Source organism: uncultured Bacteroides sp., assembly GCF_910585845.1.
Lineage (GTDB): Bacteria > Bacteroidota > Bacteroidia > Bacteroidales > Bacteroidaceae > Bacteroides.
On the sequence record NZ_CAJUHF010000033.1, the window covers coordinates 16,302 to 40,261 of the forward strand.

Consider the following 23,960-nt stretch of genomic DNA (forward strand, 5'->3'; position numbering starts at 1 on the left):
ACCAACAGGAAGCGCCTACTTCTTTGAAGAGAGGAATACGCTGGTTCCAACAATCTTATATTCTATCGGTATCACATTCTTCACGGAATTTAGCACCTCTTCCACGGTATTCTTCTTTTTCAACACACCGGTATAGGTCTTTGCCGAATCAATGTCCGGAGCCAAGATAATCTTCACCCCATAAGAGTTCTCCAGCGTCCGGGCTATTGTGAATATGTCAGCCTTCTCAAACAGAAACTGATTATTATGCCAGTTTTCAATACCTGTATCCATCATCTTTACCACCAAGCGACGCGTTGTAGCATTCAACTCCGCCTTCTGTCCTGGAGAAAGAATGATCATCCCTTCATCGTGATTGCCTTTCACTTCGATCTCTCCCTTCAACAAACTCGCCACAGCCAAGGGGGTTCTCTTGTCACTCTTCAAATTGAAGACAGTGCCCAATACCCTGACTTGCATAGCCTCGCTCCTTACAATGAAAGGTTTCTCCGTATCTCGTTTCACCTCAAAGTAGGCTTCCCCCTCCATATATACATTCCTCCGACTTTCGGAAAACTCACGCGGATACTTTAAAGTAGTATTTTTGTTCAGCCAGACTTTCGTTCCGTCCGGTAACATCAGTTCTTTCACCTCGTCTGTGGTAACAACGGCTACCAAGTCTTCAGGCACATCCTGCAATTGATAGATATGATATCCCAAACCGGAAATCAGGAAAACACCTATAAATATAGCGGCATAGCGCATCCAGACATTCAGTTTCCGCACCTCATACCGCTTTTTTTCCTCGCGATTCAGGCTATTAAACAATCTTTTTTCCGCTCTCTTTATTTTTTCTTCAGTCGCAAGTTCCACACTTCTTCCCAGATGATATATCTGTTCCAACTCAAATAATTCGTGCGCATTCTCATCCGCCTCATCTAGCTGTGCATTTATCTTACGAAGTTCTTCTTCAGAACATTCTTCCCTAAGAAATTTAGCAATCAGCTCATCATCCAACTTATTCATTACTTCTTTTGTCATACTACTAAAACAATCATTACGATAAAAACACTTATAACCTAACCTAATAAAAATAGCGCTAACATCAAAAGCAAATACTCTAACTTCCCACGCAGAATTTTCAACGCCTTATACATATGGGCCTCTACTGTTCGCAACGATATCCCCATCGTCTCAGCAATATCTTTATTCTTCATATCATGCAAATAACTGAGTTTGAAGACCATCTTACACTTGTCCGGCAATTCATTGATCGCTTCTGCAAGTCTCTTTCTAAGTTCTCGGTCTTCGATACGCTTCACTACATCGTTGCTATCCGGCTGATAAAACTCAATCCTCTTCTTGTGAATCTCAGCCAAAACGGCCTCATAACTGCTCTTGACATCACGATGCTTCAGCACATTCAAGGCACGGGTGTACACTGCCCTATACAGGAATGCCTGTATCTGCTCTCCCATCTGTACCGTGTCTTTTCGTCGCCACAGTTCCACAAAAACATCTTGTACTACGTCTTCCGCCTCTTCTTCGCCCACTATACGCGTGGCATAAAAAAGCAGGTTGGCATAGTACTTATGGAAAAGGAGTTTATAAATATGGTCAAGGTTCTCACTCATAATCCCATTGTTATATTGTCCGGCATTGCTGCCAGCCTGCATACTACCTTTTTCATTGTTTCATCATCTTTCCATTATAGTCATTCAGTCGTATACCATGCCTCTGCCGGCTTGTCTCCCATTTCAAATTCGAGAACACTGCCATTCATTATCTGCTCGTGCGTGATATAGCTTTTGTCATAAGGCTTTCCGTCCATCTTTATGGACCGAATATATATATTCTCTCTGCTGACAGCTGGTGCCAGCACTGTAAATATCTTTCCGTTTGCCAGATGCATCTTCATCTCGGGATACATAGGAGTGCCTATCTCATATTTCCCACTGATGGGATCTACTGGATAGAACCCCATTGCACTAAATACGTACCAGGCAGACATCTGACCACAATCTTCGTTTCCGCATAAGCCGGCAGGCGTGTTCCTATAGAGTTCATGCATCACTTCCGCTGCATATTTCTGTGTCTTCCAAGGTTGCCCGATGGCATTGAAGAGATAGATGACATGATGGCTCGGTTCATTTCCGTGTGCATACTGCCCGATCATCCCGGTGCTGAATATGGGCAATTCATCATCGGCAGAGGGATTATAGGTGAACATACTGTCCAACTTCTGCGCAAACCTGTCTTTGCCTCCAACGAGTTCTATCATACCGTCGACGTCCTGCTGCACCGACCAGAAGTATTGCCAGCCGTTGCTTTCGCAGATATGCGGAGTGTAGTCGTCAGGGCTGAAACCTGCTATGAAATCCCCCTTGCCGTCGCGAGGCTGCATGAAAGAGGTCTGCGGATTGTATACATTCCGGTAGTTTCGGGAACGTTTATAGAACTCATCTGCCGTCGACTTGTCGCGCAGTTTCCCAGCCATGCGGGAGATGCAATAATCATCGTAGGCGTATTCCAGCGTTTTAGAGAGTGACCAGTTTTCAGAGTTATAATGATCGGTCACATCGTAAGGCACATAACCATATTTCTTATAGAGTCCTATTCCGCGATATTCGTCCAGATTGGCAGTAGCCACACAAGCTTCCAATGCTTTCTTGGGGTCGAAGTCGCCTATTTTTTTCAGATAGGCATCGACTATGACAGGCACGGCATGATAACCTATCATCATGTCCGTCTCACTACCGTAGAAGTTCCACACCGGAAGGCGACCGTTCTGCTCGTAGAAGGCAATGAATGACTTCACCATGTCGTTGACGCGTTGTGGCTCGATGTAGGTATAGAGGGGATGGGCGGCACGATAAGTATCCCACAATGAGAAAGTGCTATAATTAGTCCACCCGTCTGCCTGATGCACTTTCTTGTCGGGGCCATAGTATGCGCCGTCCACATCGCTGTAGATGGTAGGAGCAAGCATGGAATGATAAAGGGCAGTATAGAACTTGACTTTCTCGTCCCGGTCTTCACACTGAATCTCTACCTTGGCGAGTTGGTCGTTCCATTTCTTACGAACGGCAGAAAGATATTTATCAAAATCATCATCGGGTGCCTCGGCAGCGAGGTTACGCGCCGCACCTTCCATACTTACACCAGAAATGGCGGTAGTCACCAGAATCTGTTCGGCTGCGGCTGTATGGAAATCGAAACGGGCAATGGTAGAGATGCCTATGCGGCAACCGTCTCTCTCTACGGCGGCAGTGTCTATATGCACGGCTGCGAAGGGACGGGAGAAGCGAGTGCGGAAATAGATGTGCTGATCGCGCGCCCAGCCATCAGAGAAGCGATAGCCTTGGATGGTCACAGAATCCACTACCTCGATGTGGGTGTCATTAGTGAAGTCCCAGTTCATGGCTTTTCGCAGATTAAGAAAGATGGCTGCATCGGCTTCGGGAAAAGTGTACCGCTGGATGCCACAGCGATCAGTGGCGGTTAGTTCTACGTTGATGTCATAATCCTTCAGACGGACTTGATAGTAGCCTGCACTTGCCGATTCGTCAGCATGCGAAAAAAGGGAATGGATGCCCAAAGGTGCTTCCGCTTCTTTATAAGGTAGTGTAACAGGCATGAAAGAGATGTCATAAAGATCACCAGCACCCGTGCCCGAAAGGTGGGTATGACTGAACCCGGCAATGGTGCTATCGGGATAGAAATAACCGGAAATACGATCCCACCCCGGCAGTCCGTTGTCGGGGCTTAGCTGCACCATGCCAAACGGGGCCTGCGCACCGGGATAGGTATTGCCGGTGAAGTCGGTACCGATGAAGGGGTTGACATACTCTGCATAAGAGGTCTCACCGACATTGGTTTGTCGGGAAACACAAGACAAAAGGGAAAAAAGAGTTGCGAATAAACAACAAAATTTCAATACGTTCATAATATCACATAGTTAACACGTTTATTGAAACAACCCAATCTCGGAAAACACTTACTGCCTGCCCGCATTTCTGCTATTTTTCTGCCGAGACGGAACGGAGGAAGAGATTTTCCACTACCTTAAATTATATAAAGCAATCTATAATCGCTCCGGACGGGACAAATTCTAAAGCATAAGAAAAGAGACTTTTAACTATCTTTTTTCTGCGAGAAACATTTCCTGCGAACAAATATAGTACAAATATCTGATAATGTCCTAATTTCCGCGAAATAGTTATCAATCAGCCACAGCTTTCTCCTTTACAATGAAAAAGCCGTGGGTGATAATAGTACTTTTTATTGGAAGCATAGAAGTTCTACATCCGATTTGCACTATCTTTGCAGCAAAAAGCAACCATGAGTTACTCTACTTACCTCTTCGACTTCGATTACACACTTGCAGATTCTTCCCGAGGCATCGTTACCTGCTTCCGCCTGGTGCTCGACCGACACGGTTATTCCGGCATAACTGATGAAGCCATCAAGCGAACCATAGGTAAGACATTGGAGGAATCGTTTTCCATCCTGACCGGCGTAACGGATGCAACTCGATTAGAGAGTTTCAAAAATGAATACCGAAAAGAGGCCGACACGCATATGACGATAAATACAGTACTCTTTCTGGAAACCAAATCCGTACTGCTTGCCCTGAAAGACGCCGGCGCCTCCATCGGCATCATCTCCACCAAATACCGTTTTCGAATCAAAGAACTGGTTGACCAGCATTTCCCCAGCAACTTCTTCGACATCATTGTGGGCGGAGAAGATGTAAAAAGCGCCAAACCTTCGCCCGAAGGAGTCTTGCTCGCCCTGAAAGAGCTGCATGCCAGCAAGGCAGAGACACTCTACATAGGCGACAGCACCGTGGATGCCGCCACAGCAAAAGCCGCCGGAGTCAGCTTTGCCGGAGTGACGCACGGGGTAACTACTGCCGAAGAGCTGAGTAAATATCCGTACTGGAAGATCATGAACTCATTAGAAGAACTACTGACCAACAACGTGCCGACAAAGCAGAACGAACCGCCTACTGACGAAGCAACGGGGGTGTCGAACACCGGTTACCTTGCCGCTCCGCACGAGAAGAAGAGGGTAAGCATCTGGCAAGCAATGCTCCTAATCCTGTTATTATGGCTCTCCTTCGAGGAGGAGGAAGAAAGTTATATCTTTCTATGTACCACGCTGCTGTTTTTCTGGCATCTCCTCACCACACGACGGATGATTCCTCGACGCTTGTCAGCCCTCATCTCGCCTTGGTGGTTACCTGTCAGGATACGCTTACGGAGTATACATATCAAGATGATACAAGGAAAACAAGTACCGATTGCCTACGAAGGAAGCAGTACTTGCCTGAATTGCGGAACCGTCTACACTGGAAGCTACTGCAATCGTTGCGGACAAAGCCGGAAAGTTACCCGCTATCGGCTCAGCAATGCTTTTAAGAACATCCTGGGAGGCTTTACCAATATCGACAACGGCTTCGGCCGCACATTGCTCGACCTACTCTATCGGCCGGGATACATGATCAAGGATTTCATCGCCGGCAAACGGGTAATGTATTTCCGTCCTTTCCAAACCTTGTTCGTACTGGCAGCCCTTTACATCATGGTTGTACAATTAGTGGATCCCGAAGCGTTAAACTCGTCGACCGGCTCTAAGCAAGAGGCGATTGATATCTTAGAACTGTTGCAAACCGAGTTTGACAAGAAGCAAACCGCACTGCAAAAGGACAGCATAAAATTGTCCGACATCGCCATCCGAACAGATCAAGAAGAGTCGTCCAATACCATCAACAGACTTATAAAGAATACCCTCTCAACAACCGACAAAATTGAGAGCAGTGTACAACGTTATCCTTTCTTTCAGAAAGTATGGAACCTGCTACTCAGCTGGGCACACGGCAACAAGGCTTTCCGCATCATTGCCACGTTACCCCTTTTCGCATTGGCAACATTCATGGCTTTCTGGAGCAGAAAGGAAAAGAAGCGGTACAACCTCACTGAACATATTTTCATACAGACTTACATCGCTTGCCAAGTACTTCTGCTCAGTATCGTCGTGCTCCCGTTCAATGGCTGTGCGGCGGTTGACGAACTGTATGAATTACCACTATCAATGATTTTCGTGCTATTCTGCTGGGATTACAAGCAGTTATACAGATGCACCTGGTGGAAAAGTTTCTGGCACACGCTACTCATGTTCTTTTATAGCCTGATCCTGCTGATACTCTTCGCCGTGCTTGTGTTAGGTCTGGTGATTACGTTTGCTTATATAGCGGGGGTCATCTTATAAATAGGTACTCCGGTCTTGTTTTCGTTTTCATTTTGGCATTTTACATTTTCTGCACATCGAGGATAAGATATTTCCGCCCGTAATTGGCTACAAGGCAATAAACAAGCCACTGTATCCCCAAGGTCAACCGCCCTCCGGCAAGCAAACAATAGAAAATCAACAACTCTGCCCTAAATAAAAAGAAAAACATTTGCCCGTTCCGAAAAAAAGGAGTACTTTTGTGCCCGATTATTCCGCACCGGGTTCGACAAAGTGTTTTCTAAGCGATTAGGAGCCACCCGACGGAGCTAACTTATAGAATTATATATAAGAAATGTACGCAATTGTAGAAATCAACGGCCAACAATTCAAAGCAGAGGCCGGAAAGAAGCTGTTTGTACACCACATTCAGAACGCAGAAAACGGTGCAACAGTAGAGTTTGACAAAGTTCTCTTGGTAGACAAAGACGGTAACATCACTGTAGGTGCTCCTACCGTAGAAGGCGCAAAAGTTGTTTGCCAGATTGTTTCAAGCCTGGTAAAAGGTGACAAAGTCCTTGTTTTCCACAAGAAAAGAAGAAAAGGATACCGCAAACTGAACGGTCACCGTCAACAGTTCACAGAGTTAACAATCACAGAAGTAGTAGCTTAATCAATTAAAAAAACAGTAAGAAGAAATGGCACATAAAAAAGGTGTCGGTAGTTCTAAGAACGGCCGCGAATCAGCAAGTAAGAGATTAGGCGTTAAGATATTTGGTGGCGAAGCTTGCAAAGCAGGCAACATCATCGTTCGTCAAAGAGGTACTGAATTCCATCCGGGAAACAACATTGGTATGGGTAAGGACCACACTCTTTTCGCTTTAGTAGACGGAACTGTACAGTTCAAAGTAACTCGTGAAGACAGACGTTACGTATCTGTAATCCCCGCTGAAAGCGCAGAAGCGTAAGTATTCCGAACAAAGAAATTGAGAAGAGGGATGTCATCCGCACGAATGGCATCCCTCTTTCTTTTACAGCACAAAGCAAGTATTACATAACAACTCCCCAATAACAATTTGATAAATACCGAGACGCCCCTTTTATCAATCTTATGCTAAAAACAAATTTCATTCTATAACTTAATTGGGAGGAAAAACTAAAAAAACAAAGAAATAAAAGACAACAAATCATTTTTATTAATACATTTGCCCCGATCATTTACAACTTATAACAAAGAAAACTTATGAGACAATTATTATTTCCTATTTTTTTCTTGTACTCGTATTAAGTTCATGTACAAACAATGAAGAAAATGGCACAACAAACTGGAGGCTTGCTTCATAGACAGTTTTATTCCTAATGATATCAGGTTCTTTTCTCAGGCTCCAGTAGTCACAGAAGAAGAAGCCTATGAAGAACTCTACATGGTACAGACTATAGCCGCACAATCAAGTATTGAAGAAATGATTGAAGTCACAAAAACACTTACAGGAATACAGGATACATCAGATTTTTACTTCCTAAAGCAATATGTTACGAATATCAATGATATAAATAACAAAGAACTCATAAGAGAATTTACTATCAATATCAACAATAAAATAGACAAATCCTCCCTTTCCCAGGAGAGAGCCGATGATTTAAAAACAATGATAGCAATATCAGAAAACAGTTTTTCATTATGGAAGATGACAGAGTAATAAGCCATAAGACAGCTGTTTTACGCATTTTGTTATTGTTTGCAAGCTGTTTTGGATATTTATATCCGATGTGTGCGCAGGTTCTTGCAAACAGTATTCCTAACGAAAAAATTCGAGCATTCACCTACAACATTGGTTTTACAGGCACCTTCAACCGTTCAACCAATGGAGAATCGGCATGGCAAACCGGGGACAGTAAGGATGCAGTCGGCTTTATAAACACACTGCAATACATCTATTTTCCCCCGAAAAACAACATGGGTTACGGTATCCACCTGTATAATTATACACGAAATAAAAAACACGATATGGACAACGACTATTTAAAGGAACGGATAAACATTTCCTACATAGCTCCTCAGTTCATGTACTTAAAACGAAAAACGGCCTTCAAACAGTGTTTCACCACCATCGGAGGAGGCATTGGATATGTATATTACGACAGCAAAGAAAAATTACCCTCCGGAAAGAACTGCAAAGCCAAATCTTCAAGCTTTGGGGTTCATGCAAACATTGGATACGAATATCAGTTCGCCAAATATTGGGGAGCTAGAGTAGAAGTTGGCTGTTTATATTCTCCCATCAAACAGGAATATTCGTTGGATATTTCTGTTTGGATATATTCTCCAAGAGGATGATACAATCTCCCCCATACTAAAAATAAGCAACCTTCTTCTTTGTATTCCTTCTGATTTACACTATCTTTGTACTCTCAAAATAAGATTTTAATCATAACGAAGTATCAAGATATGCTTACCATCAAACAAATTACCGAAAACGCAGACGCGGTGATCCGCGGACTGGAGAAGAAGCATTTCAAAAATGCCCAAGAAACCATAGAACAGGTCCTCGCCTTCAACAACAAAAGACGAAGCACACAAGCCGTATTAGATAACAACCTCGCTGAAGTGAACTCTATATCCAAATCCATCGGACAACTGATGAAAGAAGGAAAGAAAGAGGAAGCCGAAACAGCCAAAAGCCGTGTAGCCGAACTGAAGGAAGCCAACAAAACCCTGCAAGCCGAAATGGACAAGGCAGCCGAAGACTTGCAGACCCTGCTCTATACCATCCCGAACGTTCCTTATGACGAAGTGCCCGAAGGCGTAGGCGCCGACGACAACGTAGTAGAGAAAATGGGAGGCATGGAAACCGAACTTCCTACCGACGCACTGCCTCACTGGGAGCTGGCTAAGAAATACGACCTGATCGACTTCGACCTCGGAGTGAAGATCACAGGTGCCGGATTCCCCGTCTACAAAGGCAAAGGCGCACAGTTGCAACGCGCGCTCATCAACTTCTTCCTCGACGAAGCCCGCAAAGCCGGATACGTAGAAATTATGCCGCCTACGGTGGTCAATGCCGCCTCTGGCTATGGCACAGGCCAGTTGCCCGACAAAGAAGGTCAGATGTATCATTGCGAAATGGACGACTTATACCTCATCCCGACCGCTGAAGTACCCGTCACAAACATCTATCGCGACGTGATACTTGACGAGAAGCAACTTCCCATCAAGAACTGTGCCTACACCCAATGTTTCCGTCGTGAAGCAGGTTCCTATGGAAAGGACGTGCGCGGTCTGAACCGCTTGCATGAGTTCTCTAAAGTGGAATTAGTACGTATCGACAAGCCCGAACACTCCAAACAATCCCACCAAGAAATGCTGGATCACGTAGAAGGTTTGTTGCAGAAACTGGAACTGCCTTATCGTATTCTTCGCCTCTGCGGTGGAGACATGAGCTTCACAGCAGCTCTCTGCTTCGACTTCGAGGTCTACTCTGAAGCCCAAAAACGCTGGTTGGAAGTAAGTTCCGTCTCCAACTTCGATACCTACCAGGCCAACCGCCTGAAATGCCGTTACCGCGCAGAGAACAAGAAAACCGAACTCTGCCACACGTTGAACGGTTCTGCACTGGCCTTGCCGCGCATCGTCGCCGCCCTGCTGGAGAACAATCAGACACCGGAAGGTATCCGCATCCCAAAAGCACTGGTTCCTTACACGGGATTTGAGATGATTGATTAAAAATGCAATCTCCAGTTCCTGCCGTGAGGATATATAAACAATGGCACGCAAATGACAACTCATTCGCTTGCCATTGTTTATGTTTTATAGATATGTCTTCCTGATTCTGTTATCTCAACCTTTCCAATACTGCCTCTTTTTCCCGATCGATCCTTCCTGCCCAAACACGTTTTCACGACATACATACCAAATAAATAGTTTTCCACCATTCTTTCTTTGATATTAATAAATAAAACGTATCTTTGCATATCATAACATTCTGAAAGTAATTACGCAATTATACCAACAAAATTATAAGATAATGAACAAAATCATTAGCAAGGAACACTTTTCTGAAAAAGTCTTCAAGTTAGTTATCGAAGCACCGCTGATTGCCCGCTCGCGCAAAGCAGGCCACTTTGTCATCGTGCGCGTAGGAGAAAAAGGCGAACGTATGCCGCTCACTATCGCAGCCGCCGATCCGGTGAAAGGTACTATCACACTGGTGGTCCAAGAAGTCGGACTATCCTCTACCCGCCTTTGCGAACTGAACGAGGGAGACTACATCACTGATGTCGTAGGCCCACTGGGACAAGCCACCCACATCGAGAACTTCGGAACCGTAGTATGTGCGGGAGGTGGCGTAGGTGTAGCCCCCATGCTCCCCATCGTGCAAGCCCTGAAAGCAGCCGGTAACCGCGTTATAGCCGTACTTGCCGGACGCACCAAAGAACTTATCATCCTTGAGAAAGAGATGCGCGAAAGTGCCGACGAAGTCATCATCATGACCGACGACGGCTCTTACGGACGCAAAGGTTTGGTTACGGAAGGAGTAGAAGAGGTTATCAAACGCGAGAAAGTAGATAAATGTTTCGCCATCGGTCCGGCAATCATGATGAAATTTGTTTGTTTGCTGACCAAGAAATATGAAATACCAACTGATGTCTCACTGAACACCATCATGGTGGACGGTACCGGCATGTGTGGTGCCTGCCGCATCACCATTGGAGGTAAGACCAAGTTCGTCTGCGTAGATGGACCTGAGTTTGACGGTCATCAAGTGGACTTCGACGAAATGCTGAAACGCATGGGTGCCTTCAAGAACATCGAGCGCGAAGAACTGCACAAACTCGAAGAAAACACCAGCAAAGCCGCACCGGAAGTTCCACAAGAAGCAGACGAGAAAAGCCGCAATGCCGCATGGAGACAGGAGTTGCGCAAAGCCATGAAACCGAAAGAGCGCACCGCCATTCCACGTGTAGAAATGAACGAACTGGATGCAGTATACCGCTCGCACAGCCGTAAAGAAGAGGTAAACCAAGGACTGACTGAAGAACAGGCACTGACTGAAGCCAAACGTTGTTTGGACTGTGCTAATCCGGGCTGTATTCAGGGTTGCCCCGTAGGCATCGACATCCCCCGTTTCATCAAGAACATCGAACGTGGAGAGATACTCGAAGCCGCCAAGACTCTGAAAGAGACCAGTGCCTTGCCCGCTGTCTGTGGTCGCGTATGTCCGCAGGAGAAGCAATGCGAGTCGAAGTGCATCCATCTGAAAATGAATGAGAAGCCCGTAGCTATCGGCTATTTGGAACGCTTTGCCGCCGACTATGAACGCGAAAGCGGACAGATCTCCATTCCGGAAATCAAAGAAAAGAACGGCATCAAGATTGCCGTTATCGGTTCCGGTCCTGCCGGACTTTCCTTTGCAGGAGACATGGCAAAGTATGGTTATGACGTCACCGTCTTCGAAGCCCTACACGAAATTGGCGGTGTACTGAAATATGGTATCCCCGAGTTCCGCTTGCCCAACAAGATAGTAGATGTAGAGATCAACAACCTTGCCCAAATGGGTGTCACTTTCGTGAAAGATTGCATCATCGGCAAGACCCTCAGCGTAGAGCAACTGGAAGAAGAGGGCTTCAAAGGGATATTTGTAGCATCCGGTGCCGGTCTGCCCAACTTCATGAACATACCGGGCGAGAACTCCATCAACATCTTGTCTTCCAACGAATACCTGACACGCGTCAACCTGATGGATGCCGCCAGCGAAGAATCAGATACTCCGGTGCCTTTCGGAAAGCGTGTCGCTGTCATCGGTGGTGGAAACACGGCAATGGACTCTGTACGTACCGCACGCCGACTGGGTGCCGAACGCGCCATCATCATCTACCGCCGCTCAGAAGAAGAGATGCCTGCACGTCTTGAGGAGGTGAAGCACGCCAAAGAAGAAGGTGTCGAGTTCCTTACCCTGCATAACCCGATAGCATACATTGCCGACGAACAAGGCAAAGTGAAACAGATTGTCCTGCAAAAGATGGAACTTGGCGAACCGGATGCTTCCGGCAGACGTAGCCCTGTTCCCATCCCGGGGGCAACAGAAACCTTGGACATCGACCTGGCCATCGTCAGTGTCGGCGTATCGCCCAATCCCATCGTACCTTCATCTATCAAAGGGCTTGAGAAAGGACGCAAAGGCACAATCGCAGTAAACGAGAACATGCAGTCGTCCATCCCGACCATCTATGCCGGAGGAGATATCGTGCGCGGTGGTGCCACCGTCATCTTGGCTATGGGCGATGGTCGGAAAGCAGCCGCAGCTATGAACGAACAGCTGAAGAAATCGTAAGATACATGGCGAAGCGAAGAAGAATTCCTTGAATATAAAAGTCGCCCCTGTCACACAAAACCTGCGACAGGGGCGATTCTATTATAGATAGAGCGTACGCTCTTTTTTCTTTTCGTTCACATCGTGCAGACTATCGTCTACCTCACCACCTTGTTCGTTGCCGGATCCGGAAATATCACCGACGGCTTGAACGACTTGGCCTCTTCAAAGTCCATCAACGCATACGACATGATAATGATGATGTCGTCCGGCTGTACCTTGCGGGCTGCCGCACCGTTCAGACAAATCTTACCCGAACCGCGTTCACCTTTAATAATATAGGTTTCAAAACGTTCGCCATTGTTGTTGTCGGCAATGTACACCTTTTCACCGGCAATCATGTTAGCCGCATCCATCAAATCTTCGTCAATCGTAATGCTTCCCATATAATTCAGGTTAGCTTCCGTGACGCGGGCACAATGAATTTTCGACTTCAGCACTTCAATCATCATAAGCTCTGATTTCTCTTTTTAGATTTGTTACTCTTTATATTTAATGTTATCAATCAGGCGGACATCACCACAGAATACCGTGATACATCCCACGGCATACGCCGTCTCCTCCCAATCGGCAATCCTCTGCAACGTATTGCCATCCACCAGTTCAAAATATTCCAGACGCAGACCTGGAGCGGCTGCAATGGCGTCTTCCACAAACTTCTGGGTTTCAGCAACCGTGTGAGAGGCTGCAAAGGTACGACTTTCAAACAAGGTTTGCGAAATTTTCAATGCATTTTTGCGTTCTTCGGCAGACAAACGCATATTCCGGCTACTCAGAGCCAAACCGTCCTCTTCACGCACAATGGGGCATCCTACTATCTCCAACGGATAGTTCATCTGCCGAACCATCTCACGGATAATAGCCAACTGCTGGAAATCTTTCTCTCCGAAATAGGCACGGTCAGGCTTCACTGCATCAAACAGCTTACTTACAATCTGACACACCCCATTGAAATGTCCCGGCCGGAAGGCACCTTCCATCACCGTATCTAACGGCGCATAACTAAACTGACGTGTATCAGGCTCCGGATACATCTCCGCCACCGAAGGAGCAAACACGAATGCCGCTCCGCAGGCTTCCAACAAAGCACAGTCCGCATCCAGCGTACGGGGATATTTCTCCAGGTCGTTCTTGTCGTTAAACTGTGTCGGGTTTACAAAAACACTTACTACCGCAGCATCATTCTCTGCCACACAACGCTTCACCAATGATGCATGCCCGGCATGCAGGGCACCCATCGTAGGCACCAATCCTACCTTCTTGCCTTGAGCCCGCAAAGCCGACAATCCGGCCTGCAAGTCCTTGACAGTATGTATTATTTTCATCTCTAATAGGTTATATAATAACTTTGTTGTTTGCAAAAAGCGGTGCAAAATAAACTATTATTTAGCATATAAAGAAGAAATATCGCAAATTAATGCAAAACTAATGTCCCAACTATATATATCAGCGCAACAAATATACGCTGAATAACAACCAGTTAACAATTCATAAGGAATTATAGATCCGACATATTTGCCCAATTGCCCATTTTTTTTTATATCTTTGCAAAATAATTGAGAACATCGTTATTATGACAAAGGCGAACAAGGTTTTATTTATTACCCAAGAGATTACTCCTTACGTACCAGAATCAGAAATGTCTCTTGTAGGCAGACACCTACCTCAAGCAATCCAGGAAAAAGGCAGAGAAATCAGAACATTCATGCCCAAATGGGGGAATATCAACGAACGCAGAAATCAGTTGCATGAAGTGATACGGCTTTCCGGTATGAACCTGATTATTGACGATACTGACCATCCCCTTATTATCAAAGTTGCCTCCATTCAGTCTGCCCGTATGCAGGTTTACTTCATCGACAACGATGACTACTTCCAGAACCGCCTGCTGGTTGCTGATGAAAATGGAGTAGAATATGACGACAATGACAGCCGTGCCATCTTCTATGCACGTGGCGTATTGGAAACAGTGAAGAAGTTGCGTTGGTGTCCGGATGTCATTCACTGTCAGGGATGGATGGCAGCTTTAGCTCCTTTATATATAAAGAAAGCATACAAAGACGAGCCTTCATTCCGCGATGCCAAAGTGGTTTTCTCCGTTTTCGAAGATGATTTCAAAGAGTCGTTCAATGCTGATTTCGTGAACAGATTAATGCTGAAAGGTATTGCCAAGAAGGACGTAGCCAACCTGAAAGCTCCGGTGGATTACGCCACACTGTGCAAATTGGCTATCGACTATTCGGACGGAATTATCCAACAAAATGAAAACATCAACAAGGAAGTATTGGAGTATGCCCGCCAATCCGGAAAACCATTTTTGGAATATCAGACTCCAGATAACTTCATTGATGCCTGCAACGAGTTCTACGATAAAGTGTGGGAAAAAGAAGATAAATAAACAAGATAACAAAGAGAACTATGAAAGTTAAATATTTAGGAGACATGCTCTTTGCAGCAGCTTTTACTTTCTTTAGTTGTGACGACAATACCGGTACATTGGGAATAGGGATGTTGCCTGATTCCGATGGTATTTCCTCACATACGGAATCATTCGAAGTCGTTACCAAATCGATATTCGCCGATTCAGTATTTGCCAAAACCAGTACAGGCTATGTGGGACGGTTCACCGATGCCAAATTCGGTACGTACGAAGCCAGCTTCCTGACGGAGTTGAACTGTCGGGAAGGTTTCAGTTTTCCCGAAGTATATGACCATGAGAAAAAGACAGGAAGGCTGACACCGAACAAAATAACAGGAGTACGTTTGCGCGTCTACTATTCCTCTTGGTTCGGAGACTCCCTGAATGCTTGCCGCATGAGCGTGTACGAACTGAACGAAAAGTTAGATCGTAACCGTTATACCAATATTGACCCCAGCAAGTATTATAAGTCGGAAGATAGATTAGGCAGAAGAGCTTATACAGCCTACGACACCAGCGTGACTGACGAAGAAAGAAATGCAACGGACAGCAATGGTAACCCGACCTATCACCCGCACATCGACTTCACCCTCGATAAAGACAAGTATGGAAATGACTGGTACAATAGACCTTCCAGCGACTTCGCAGATTCTGAGACTTTCATAGAAAAGGTATTCAAAGGTATTTATCTGAAAAATGATTATGGAGACGGAACTATCCTTTATATAGACCGCGTAGACCTCCAGATGCAATATGAGTTTTTCGTACTTGACGATGACAATGTTCCTTATAAACGGAAAGAAGAGGGACATGTTGGCGAGGACTCCATCGCACAGACATGGATGACTGAGTTTGCTTCTACCAAGGAGGTTATCCAGGCCAACAAGTTCGAGAACTCAAAGAAAATAGAAGATATTGTCAACAACGAAAAAGACTGTACATATATCAAGTCTCCTGCCGGAATATTCACAAAAGCGATTCTGCCATACGACAAAATATATGACAAGTTGGCCGGAGATACGCTCAATGCTGTAAGTTTAAGCTTCAGGAACTACTACGAAAAAAGTGACAGCAAATTCAGTATGAATCCTCCGCAATATGTACTGTTACTCCGCAAAATGGAATTCAAAACCTTCTTCGAGGAGAATAAATTGCCGGATAATATTACCTCATTCACGACTGAGCACAACAGTGTAGCGACCAATCAATACACATTCGGCAATATAGCCCGTTTGGTGACAACTTGCATCAACAAAAAAGAAGCAGCCAAGAAGCAAGCCAAAGAGGAGGCTGATGCCAATCCGGCGGTTAAATGGGATGAAGACCAATGGGAAAAAGATTGGAAGACCGTATACCTGATTCCTGTTTCGATCTCTTATGATGAAAGTTATAATGGTCAGAAAACGATGACGAACATTCAGAATGATTTGCAACCAGGATATGCCAAGTTAGAAGGTGGCTCGACTCCATTGACACTGAAAGTCACTTATACTAAATTCAATAAATAGAATCGTTTTCAAGTAAATAGATACTAAAGCAAGAAGGGGCTGTCCGATATATAAGTCGGACAGCCCCTTTTTTGTTATAGCAGGCACACGAACTACACGCTTTCATACTTTAGCCCCTAAACTGACTACCAATATCCATGTAACAAGGTAGGTATTTTCACCTCACGAGACAATTAAATTCATCCCACGGGATCGTTTTTTTCATCTCACGAGACGATTAAATTCATCCCACGAGACCGTTTTTTTCATCTCATGAGACGATTAAATTCATCCCACGTCAGAAATTCTAAAAGCAGCCAACCCTCCTACTTCAGATGTTTCAATACCTATTTCAGGTGTTTCAATATCCACTTCAACTGTCCATATTCCGTATCATCAGAAGTCCAGTGTTCGTTGATCGGGGTAATCAAGGCTTCTTTCGGACAATCCAACGTGTTGTAAACGGCATAGCTGGTGGTAGGCGGACATGTATCATCGTTATACCCCCAAGTGACATAAGTAGGCACCTTCACCAGACGAGCAAAGTTCACCACATCATAATATGCCATTGTATTGAGTTTATCAGGCGTATCCATCCCCGCTGTGCGGAAGAAGTGAGGATAGCCTCCTGCACGTCCCGCTTTATAACCCGCCATATCGCTCAAAGCAGGATGATTGGCAACACAGGCACTGACACGACTGTCCAATCCGGTCGTTATCAATGCTAAAGCTCCGCCTTGGCTACCTCCCTGAACAATGACATTCTTACCGTCCCACTCCGGCAAGGAAGTCAGCAAGTCGATACTGCGCACGCAGGCCAGGTAGACACGTTTCATATAATAATTGTCGCGATTGTCCAAACCATTACCCAGATAACCGTTTTCCCTACCGTTAAAGGCATTGCTGATTTCCTTGAATTCTTCTACTGTCATCGTCGGGTTCAGTCCGTGTATCTCTATCTCAAAACGGATACACCCTTCTTCTGCATAATACTTATGGCGTAAGGGTTCCTTGATAGTCTTTACACCTGCCCCCGGCGGACAAAGCACGACCGGACAAGAACCTTTTGCCGCATTCTTCGGGTAGAAAAGATAACCGTAGATAGCTTGTCCCCGATTATTCAGCATCAATTTGACGAGGTAACAGTCTACTTTATCCGTACAGTACTCTTTGGCCAGTTCTTTCGTATAAGTCAACGGATATTTGGCTGCTTCTGCCTTATTGTTGTCCCAAAATTCCTTGAAGTCTTTAGGCATCTGCGTATAGGGCTTAATCTTTTCCGGAGAGAAGCCTACTTTTATGTGGTGTTTATAGCGTTTACCGTCTATAGTTACCGTCATACGGCAATCACGGAAGCCAGGCTCCTTCATGGTTCCGATAGGAATCACTGCTTTGCCTTGTTTCAAAATGACGGAACCGGAAGCATCAGCAGGCATCATATCTCCACCGATCTCATAAGACACGGTTACCCCATCCTGTGGAATACCATATTTATAGAATTGCACTTCGACCGTAGCTTTCTCTCCGGTCTTATAAATCCAGTCTGCATGATTGGGTACAGTCACCCAAAGGACATCGCTCCGATACGGATAGTTCTCCGCCAACATAAACGACAACGGAAGCAACAAAGCAACCGTCAACACGAATAAAATCTTTTTCATAATCATTATTTCATTAGAGTTTATACTGAATAAGAAACAGCACACTCAGTGCCTCTGTCAAACAACAAAAGCGGGAGTGAATAATGCCACTCCCGCTTTCTTATTCAGAAACTACTTATAAACTTCTTTACTCAAGAGTTATTATTTAGAAGATTTCTTTGCCGCAGGTTTCTTTGCTGCAGGAGCTTTGGCTTTCTTTGTTGCCGCTGCTGCTTTTTCTTTTGCCGGCTTTTCTACTTTTTCCTTCTCTTGCTTTGCTTGCAACTTCTTGATTTCCTTGTTCAGTCCATCAATTTCGTCACCCTGATTCTTGATGGTCGTCAGCAGAGCATTCAACTCTTCATTATCTATATCCATCGGATAAAGAGATTCCACACGCTTGATAAAGTCGCCCAGAATGTTCATATAATTGGTGAAAGCGTCATACGGAGACTCGTATATACCCCGGTTCAGTTCTACACCGCTATTCTTGGTCGTCATAAAACGGAAGTTATTGCTTGCCTGCAGATAGTCCCAGTCTTGTTTGATGCGACGGTCGTCACAGATACGTATACGCTCGGCAATGCTATACAACTTATTGAATGCCTCACGCTGCATGCTATTACCCAACCAGCAACTGGTATCTCTTTCCTCGTCTACCCATGACAACGGATAGGCAACATCCAACTGAGATACGGACTTCAACTTCGTAACCACTTCAGTCGGAGTAGAGAAGGTGATTCCCTTTTCCTTGGCACAAACCGGAAGAGCCTTCAGGAACTCCAGAATATTGGAAGAAAGCGGTTGAGCCATACCCAGCGCACTCAATTCCATGAAAATGTTGACAACCTGTTCTTCTTGCGGAAGGGCATCGATCCAACCGATATATTTATCGGCAAACAAAGGATATTCATTCCATTCCGAATTGGAGAAACGCAAACTGATGTCATCGGAGAGCTTGAAATCGCGCAACAATAACTTCAGGTTCGGATTGTAGCTGCAATGGTAGACATAGTGCGGACTCTTCCATCCCAAAACGTGTTTTGCACCCTCGGTCAGCATACCCTTAAAGCCCATGCTTGCAACCAATGCACCGATTTCGTCAGAATAAATCAGACTGGAATTGCGGAACACCTTCGGAGCCTTGCCGAACATTTGCTTCATCTTGTCGCTCTGACGCATCACCTCTTCCTTGAAGCAATCCTCATTTGCCAATGAAGAAAGTCCGTGAGAATAGGGTTCGGCCAGGAATTCGCAACAACCCGTGTCGTTCAATTGATGCAACAAGTCGATGACCGCCGGCGCATGGATCTCCAATTGCTCCAAAGCCACACCGGAAATGGACAAAGCCACTTTGAAGGCACCGCCGGAGTTCTTGACCATTTCAATCAATGTGCTCAAGGCAGGAATGTAAGAGCGTTCAGCAACATCGTTGATGCTGACCTCGTTGATATAATCATCATAATAATAATGATTAGTACCTATATCAAAGAAACGGTAACGTTTCAGATGGATGATTTGATGAATTTCAAAGTAAAGACAGATAGTTCTCATATCTATATTGTTTAATTGTTATCTATTATATTGTCTAATAACCTCATCGTAGATGCGGCGTACTTTCAGACCGACATCTTCCCACTTAATGCCATCTACTTCTTTCTTTCCCTCATCACGCAGGTATTCGTAGAGCGCAGGGTAAGTACATATTGCATAGATAGCATCTGCCATAGCATGGATATCCCAGTAGTCGGTCTTGATGCACTTGTCCAGAATCTCGGCACAACCGGACTGTTTGGAGATGATAGTAGGCACGCTGCACTGCATCGCTTCCAACGGAGAAATTCCGAAAGGTTCCGATACAGACGGCATGATGTACACGTCACTGGCTTTCAACATCTCGTACACTTGGCTTCCTCTCATGAAACCGGGGAAGTGGAAACGGTCGGCAATGCCTCTCTCTGCTACCAGGCGGATCATCTGATCCATCATGTCTCCACTACCTGCCATCACGAAACGGATGTTACGCGTGCGATGCAATACCATAGCGGCAGCTTCTACGAAGTACTCAGGTCCTTTCTGCATCGTAATACGCCCCAAGAAGGTCACGACTTTCTCGTTCGGTTTCTTCTGCGGTACGATGTCTTGTATCTTCTGCGGAAGCGGAGATACGGCATTATGTACGGTAGACACTTTGCGCGGATCCTGGAAATACTTGTTGATCACCGTCTGACGGGTCAGTTCGCTCACACACATGATGTGGTCGGCATGGTCCATACCGTTCTTCTCAATGGCGTAGACTGTAGGATTCACGTTGCCACGGCTACGGTCGAAGTCGGTGGCATGCACATGAATCACCAGCGGTTTGCCTGACACTTGCTTGGCGTGGATGCCCGCAGGATAGGTCAGCCAGTCGTGCGAATGGATAATTTCAAACTCTTGCTGGCGGGCAACGACTCCTGCCACGATGGAGTAGTTATTTATTTCTTCATGCAAATTGGACGGATAACGCCCGGAGAACTCGATGCAACCGAGGTCATTGGTATTCATATAGTTGAAATCAGCATAGATATGATCGCGCAAATCATAATAAAGCTGAGGATCCATATAAGACCCGACACGTTCCTTGACATAATCCCAATTTACGTCACGCCACACTACGGGCGTGCTGTTCATGCCTATGATGCGTAAAAAACTCTGGTCTTCATCACCCCAAGGCTTCGGAATACAGAAAGTAATCTCCATATCCTCTTGCTGGGACATCCCCTTCGTCAAACCGTAGCTGGCTGTTCCCAAGCCACCGAGAATATGCGGGGGGAACTCCCATCCAAACATTAAAACTTTCATTTTCGTTCCTCCTCTTATAAATTATACTTAGACAACAACTTCAAGATGCGCAATATCTCTGCCACATTCATGGCGAAGGATACCGCACCACGACCTTTGAACGGCGGATTGCCATCAAAGAGCTCGGGCAACGAGGCTATGCAATGGCTCGTCATCTCGTCTTCGAACCCTATCAGATAACGTTCGACGAACGACACGCCGCTCATCTTATAGATGCGCAGGTAAGCTTCCATGTAAAAGCCCATGAGCCACGGCCAAGCCGTACCCTGATGATAAGCATAATCCCGTTGTGTCTGGGGTCCCACATAATTCGGGTTGTATCCTCCGCTCTTCGGGCTGAGGGTACGCAGACCTTTCGGGGTAAGCAGTTCTTTGGTCACGATGTCCAGCACTTGTTTCTTCTGCATCTGGTCCAACGGAGAATAATCGAAAGCAACGGTAAATATCATATTGGGGCGAACGCTCCAGTCCATCATATAGCCGTTCACATAGTCGAACAAATAACCGCAATCGTTGCGGAACACCTCTATAAAGGACTTGCCCGTCACTTGTGCCTGGGCGTCCAGTTCGTCTGCCAGCTGTACATTGCCGCCTTCGCGTTCCATGTCGGCAATAAAGCGAAGAGCGTTATACCATAATGAGTTTACTTCCACGATGTATCCCGTACGCGGAATGACGGGATGCCCGCCAGCCGTAGAGTTCATCCACGTTACTGCCTTCTCCGTTCCATTGGAATAAAGCAGACCATTCTCATGCAAGAAGAGGTTCTCATGTTTGCGGCCGCGTATATAATCCATGATGTCCTCCAGCAATTTTCCATACTTCAACCGGCATTCTTCGCGCGAAGTGTCTTTGGCGTATTGCTGCAAAGCCCATATTGCCCACAAGAGGACGTCCGGATCATTCATTTCATAGATTTTATAAGTCACCGGCTCTCCGTTGATAAACTCGCGGATGGCTTTTTCGGCGGTCAGCATGACATCTTCAAACTCGTTCCGCTCGCCCACTGCCAGCGTCAGACCGGGCAGGGAGACAAACAGGTCGCGTGCACGACATTTAAACCAGGGATATCCGGCAAGGATATAATGGTTTTCGCCCTGCTTGTTGTGGAACTGGTGTGCCGAGTTTACCAGGCAATGGTAGAAACTGTCACGTGGTGTACGGTCTTCCACTTCCGCCTCGAAGGTCTGTTTCAGTTTGCGTGGTGATATTTCAGATATACCGGCGGAGAAGACGATGCTTTCACCTTTCTTTATATCTACCTCGAAATAGCCGGGAACGTACAAGTCTTCATTGAAGTCGTATCCTCGTTCCTGTTCTTTAGTATACTCGATGCTACGATACCAGTCCGGCTGATAGTGGAATTCGTTCTTTTTGTTCAGTTGCATGAAGAGTTCAGGATAACCGGCATACATACAGGTCTTTATTCCGTTCTCCACCAATTGGTAATCGCGGTTTGCCTGCGGATTCTCATGCGTATACTCGCGCACGCTGCGGAACGCCAGGAAGGGGCGGAATCGCAACGTTGTGGCGGAATGGGCATCCAACAAAGTATAACGGATCAGAATCCGGTTTTCATGATGTACAAAAATCTTTTCTTTGCGGAGAACAACACCTCCTACACGGTAAGTCGTCGCTGGAATATGCTCGCAATCAAATTCGCGGATATACTTGTGCCCGTTGGGGCTGAAGTGGTTTCCTTGATACTTATGCAATCCCAGATTAAACTCTGCACCGTGCTGAATTACTGTTTCATCCAAAGAAGATAGCAGCACATGATTTTCATCGTCGAGATTGGGGACAGGAATCACCAGCAATCCATGATATTTGCGTGTGTTACAATCTACAATTGTTGTACAATGATAGGCTCCCGATTTGTTTGTCCGAAGGATCTCTCTTGGTAAGGATTCTTCGAGATTGATCATCAGAGTCTTGTCAAATCGTAAATAACTCATAGTTGTGCATTATTTAAAGGTTAATTATCCAGGTTCATATACTCATGCATGATGCAAAAAGCATTAAAAACATAAATAGTAATGCCCAAAATTACAAATTAAAGCCAATACACAAAATAAAAAGTTCATTTATTTTCATTTTTAGTCAAATTATTCGTAGCATTGTATCATAAATGAAGAAAAAACTGCAAAATATGAAGCATGATATCCGCCAAATAATTCTTGCGGCCGTTCTACCGCTATTTATTCTTTTTATTTTGTACCTGCTGAAGTTCCTCGAAGTCGGTATGGACTGGGACTTCAGGAAACTGGGCATATATCCTATGGAACAAAGAGGGGTGTTCGGCATATTTGCACATCCGTTTGTGCACAGCAGTTGGAAACACTTGCTGGCAAACACATTGCCGCTATTCTTCTTGTCGTGGTGCTTGTTCTACTTCTACAGGCAGATTGCTTCCTATATATTCTTCGCCATTTGGATTGGCGGCGGTGCCCTTACGTTTCTGCTCGGAAAGCCAGGATGGCACATCGGAGCCAGTGGAATCATTTACGGCCTTGCATTTTTTCTTTTTTTCAGTGGCATTCTGCGGAAACATGTACCGCTGATTGCTATATCCTTATTAATAGCCTTTCTTTATGGAGGGCTTGTCTGGAATATGTTCCCCTTCTTTGCCAAAGAAACGACTTCTTGGGAAGGGCATCTCAGCGGTGCCATAGCCGGTACGCTTTGTGCATTGGCATTCATGGGATATGGACCGCAACGGACGGACCCGTTTGCAGACGAAGAAGAAGAGGAGGAGGAAGAAAGAGACGGGGAAAATGGGGAATCTTATGTCTCATAACAAGTAATGTAATGTCTCATAACATTACTTGTTATGAGACATTACATTACTTGTTATGATGTCTTTCATTATATGTTATGATGCATTCCTTCGAACTAAAATAACAATTAAAGATAAATAGGTTCTTCGTCACTTTGGGGGCAGTAAAATATACTAAACACCTTTATCTATAGACTATACCAGCTTATTTAA

19 protein-coding genes are annotated in these 23,960 nt (G+C 45.4%); 10 read left to right on the plus strand and 9 right to left on the minus strand.

The window, feature by feature from the left end:
* Positions 1-15: 15 nt before the first annotated feature.
* From QZ323_RS09995 to QZ323_RS10005, 3 genes are all read right to left on the minus strand, one after another.
* Positions 16-1,020, minus strand: coding sequence for a FecR domain-containing protein (locus tag QZ323_RS09995; protein ID WP_294634509.1), 1,005 nt, complete (start codon positions 1,018-1,020; stop codon positions 16-18).
* A 38-nt stretch (positions 1,021-1,058) separates the two neighbouring features.
* Positions 1,059-1,613 (minus strand): RNA polymerase sigma-70 factor, encoded by a 555-nt coding sequence (locus QZ323_RS10000; protein WP_294634510.1) that lies wholly within the window; start codon positions 1,611-1,613, stop codon positions 1,059-1,061.
* Between the two features lie 80 nt (positions 1,614-1,693).
* The gene (locus QZ323_RS10005) at positions 1,694-3,925 is read right to left on the minus strand and encodes a GH92 family glycosyl hydrolase (RefSeq protein WP_294634511.1); all 2,232 of its coding nucleotides are present in this window, start codon (positions 3,923-3,925) and stop codon (positions 1,694-1,696) included.
* 395 nt (positions 3,926-4,320) lie between these two features.
* Here QZ323_RS10005 and QZ323_RS10010 point away from each other — a divergent pair, with 395 nt between their 5' ends.
* The 7 genes from QZ323_RS10010 (at position 4,321) to QZ323_RS10040 (ending at position 12,542) form a co-directional block, all read left to right on the plus strand.
* On the plus strand, positions 4,321-6,252 hold the full coding sequence (locus QZ323_RS10010; RefSeq protein ID WP_294634512.1) for an HAD-IA family hydrolase: 1,932 nt from the start codon (positions 4,321-4,323) through the stop codon (positions 6,250-6,252).
* Between the two features lie 313 nt (positions 6,253-6,565).
* Positions 6,566-6,883, plus strand: a complete 318-nt coding sequence (rplU, locus tag QZ323_RS10015; protein ID WP_294634513.1) for a 50S ribosomal protein L21 — start codon at positions 6,566-6,568, stop codon at positions 6,881-6,883.
* A gap of 25 nt (positions 6,884-6,908) precedes the next feature.
* Positions 6,909-7,178: a 50S ribosomal protein L27 gene (gene rpmA / locus QZ323_RS10020; protein ID WP_294634514.1), complete on the plus strand. Its 270-nt coding sequence runs from the start codon at positions 6,909-6,911 to the stop codon at positions 7,176-7,178.
* 456 nt (positions 7,179-7,634) lie between these two features.
* Complete coding sequence (locus QZ323_RS10025) at positions 7,635-7,910, plus strand: hypothetical protein (protein ID WP_294634515.1); 276 nt, start codon at positions 7,635-7,637, stop codon at positions 7,908-7,910.
* Entirely contained in the window at positions 7,892-8,548 is a 657-nt protein-coding gene (locus tag QZ323_RS10030; protein WP_294634516.1) for a hypothetical protein, read from the plus strand. Before QZ323_RS10025 ends, QZ323_RS10030 begins: the two co-directional genes overlap by 19 nt.
* A 111-nt stretch (positions 8,549-8,659) precedes the next feature.
* Entirely contained in the window at positions 8,660-9,934 is a 1,275-nt protein-coding gene (gene serS, locus QZ323_RS10035; protein ID WP_294634517.1) for a serine--tRNA ligase, read from the plus strand.
* 301 nt (positions 9,935-10,235) lie between these two features.
* On the plus strand, positions 10,236-12,542 hold the full coding sequence (locus tag QZ323_RS10040; protein ID WP_294634518.1) for a bifunctional dihydroorotate dehydrogenase B NAD binding subunit/NADPH-dependent glutamate synthase: 2,307 nt from the start codon (positions 10,236-10,238) through the stop codon (positions 12,540-12,542).
* A gap of 137 nt (positions 12,543-12,679) precedes the next feature.
* Here QZ323_RS10040 and panD read toward each other — a convergent pair whose 3' ends face one another.
* Together panD and panC are read right to left on the minus strand one after the other, a co-directional pair.
* Positions 12,680-13,033: an aspartate 1-decarboxylase gene (gene panD / locus QZ323_RS10045; RefSeq protein WP_294634519.1), complete on the minus strand. Its 354-nt coding sequence runs from the start codon at positions 13,031-13,033 to the stop codon at positions 12,680-12,682.
* A gap of 27 nt (positions 13,034-13,060) precedes the next feature.
* The gene (gene panC, locus QZ323_RS10050) at positions 13,061-13,906 is read right to left on the minus strand and encodes a pantoate--beta-alanine ligase (protein WP_294634520.1); all 846 of its coding nucleotides are present in this window, start codon (positions 13,904-13,906) and stop codon (positions 13,061-13,063) included.
* 248 nt (positions 13,907-14,154) lie between these two features.
* Between panC and QZ323_RS10055 the strand changes: the two genes are divergently transcribed.
* Complete coding sequence (locus tag QZ323_RS10055; protein ID WP_294634521.1) at positions 14,155-14,979, plus strand: glycogen/starch synthase; 825 nt, start codon at positions 14,155-14,157, stop codon at positions 14,977-14,979.
* 20 nt (positions 14,980-14,999) lie between these two features.
* Entirely contained in the window at positions 15,000-16,508 is a 1,509-nt protein-coding gene (locus QZ323_RS10060) for a DUF4270 domain-containing protein (protein ID WP_294634522.1), read from the plus strand.
* A 326-nt stretch (positions 16,509-16,834) separates the two neighbouring features.
* On the opposite strand, the gene QZ323_RS10065 is transcribed toward QZ323_RS10060, so the two are convergent.
* The 4 genes from QZ323_RS10065 to QZ323_RS10080 all read right to left on the minus strand — a co-directional run bounded on the left by QZ323_RS10065 (position 16,835) and on the right by QZ323_RS10080 (position 22,926).
* The gene (locus tag QZ323_RS10065) at positions 16,835-18,148 is read right to left on the minus strand and encodes an acetylxylan esterase (protein WP_294634523.1); all 1,314 of its coding nucleotides are present in this window, start codon (positions 18,146-18,148) and stop codon (positions 16,835-16,837) included.
* Between the two features lie 141 nt (positions 18,149-18,289).
* A complete protein-coding gene (locus QZ323_RS10070; protein WP_294634524.1) occupies positions 18,290-19,681 on the minus strand; it encodes a glycoside hydrolase family 57 protein in 1,392 nt (463 codons plus the stop codon).
* Between the two features lie 18 nt (positions 19,682-19,699).
* Positions 19,700-20,971: a glycosyltransferase gene (locus tag QZ323_RS10075; RefSeq protein WP_294634525.1), complete on the minus strand. Its 1,272-nt coding sequence runs from the start codon at positions 20,969-20,971 to the stop codon at positions 19,700-19,702.
* 14 nt (positions 20,972-20,985) lie between these two features.
* Entirely contained in the window at positions 20,986-22,926 is a 1,941-nt protein-coding gene (locus tag QZ323_RS10080) for a glycogen debranching enzyme N-terminal domain-containing protein (RefSeq protein WP_294634526.1), read from the minus strand.
* 194 nt (positions 22,927-23,120) lie between these two features.
* On the opposite strand from QZ323_RS10080, the gene QZ323_RS10085 reads away from it, so the two are divergent.
* Positions 23,121-23,768, plus strand: coding sequence for a rhomboid family intramembrane serine protease (locus QZ323_RS10085; RefSeq protein WP_294634527.1), 648 nt, complete (start codon positions 23,121-23,123; stop codon positions 23,766-23,768).
* Positions 23,769-23,960: the final 192 nt, after the last annotated feature.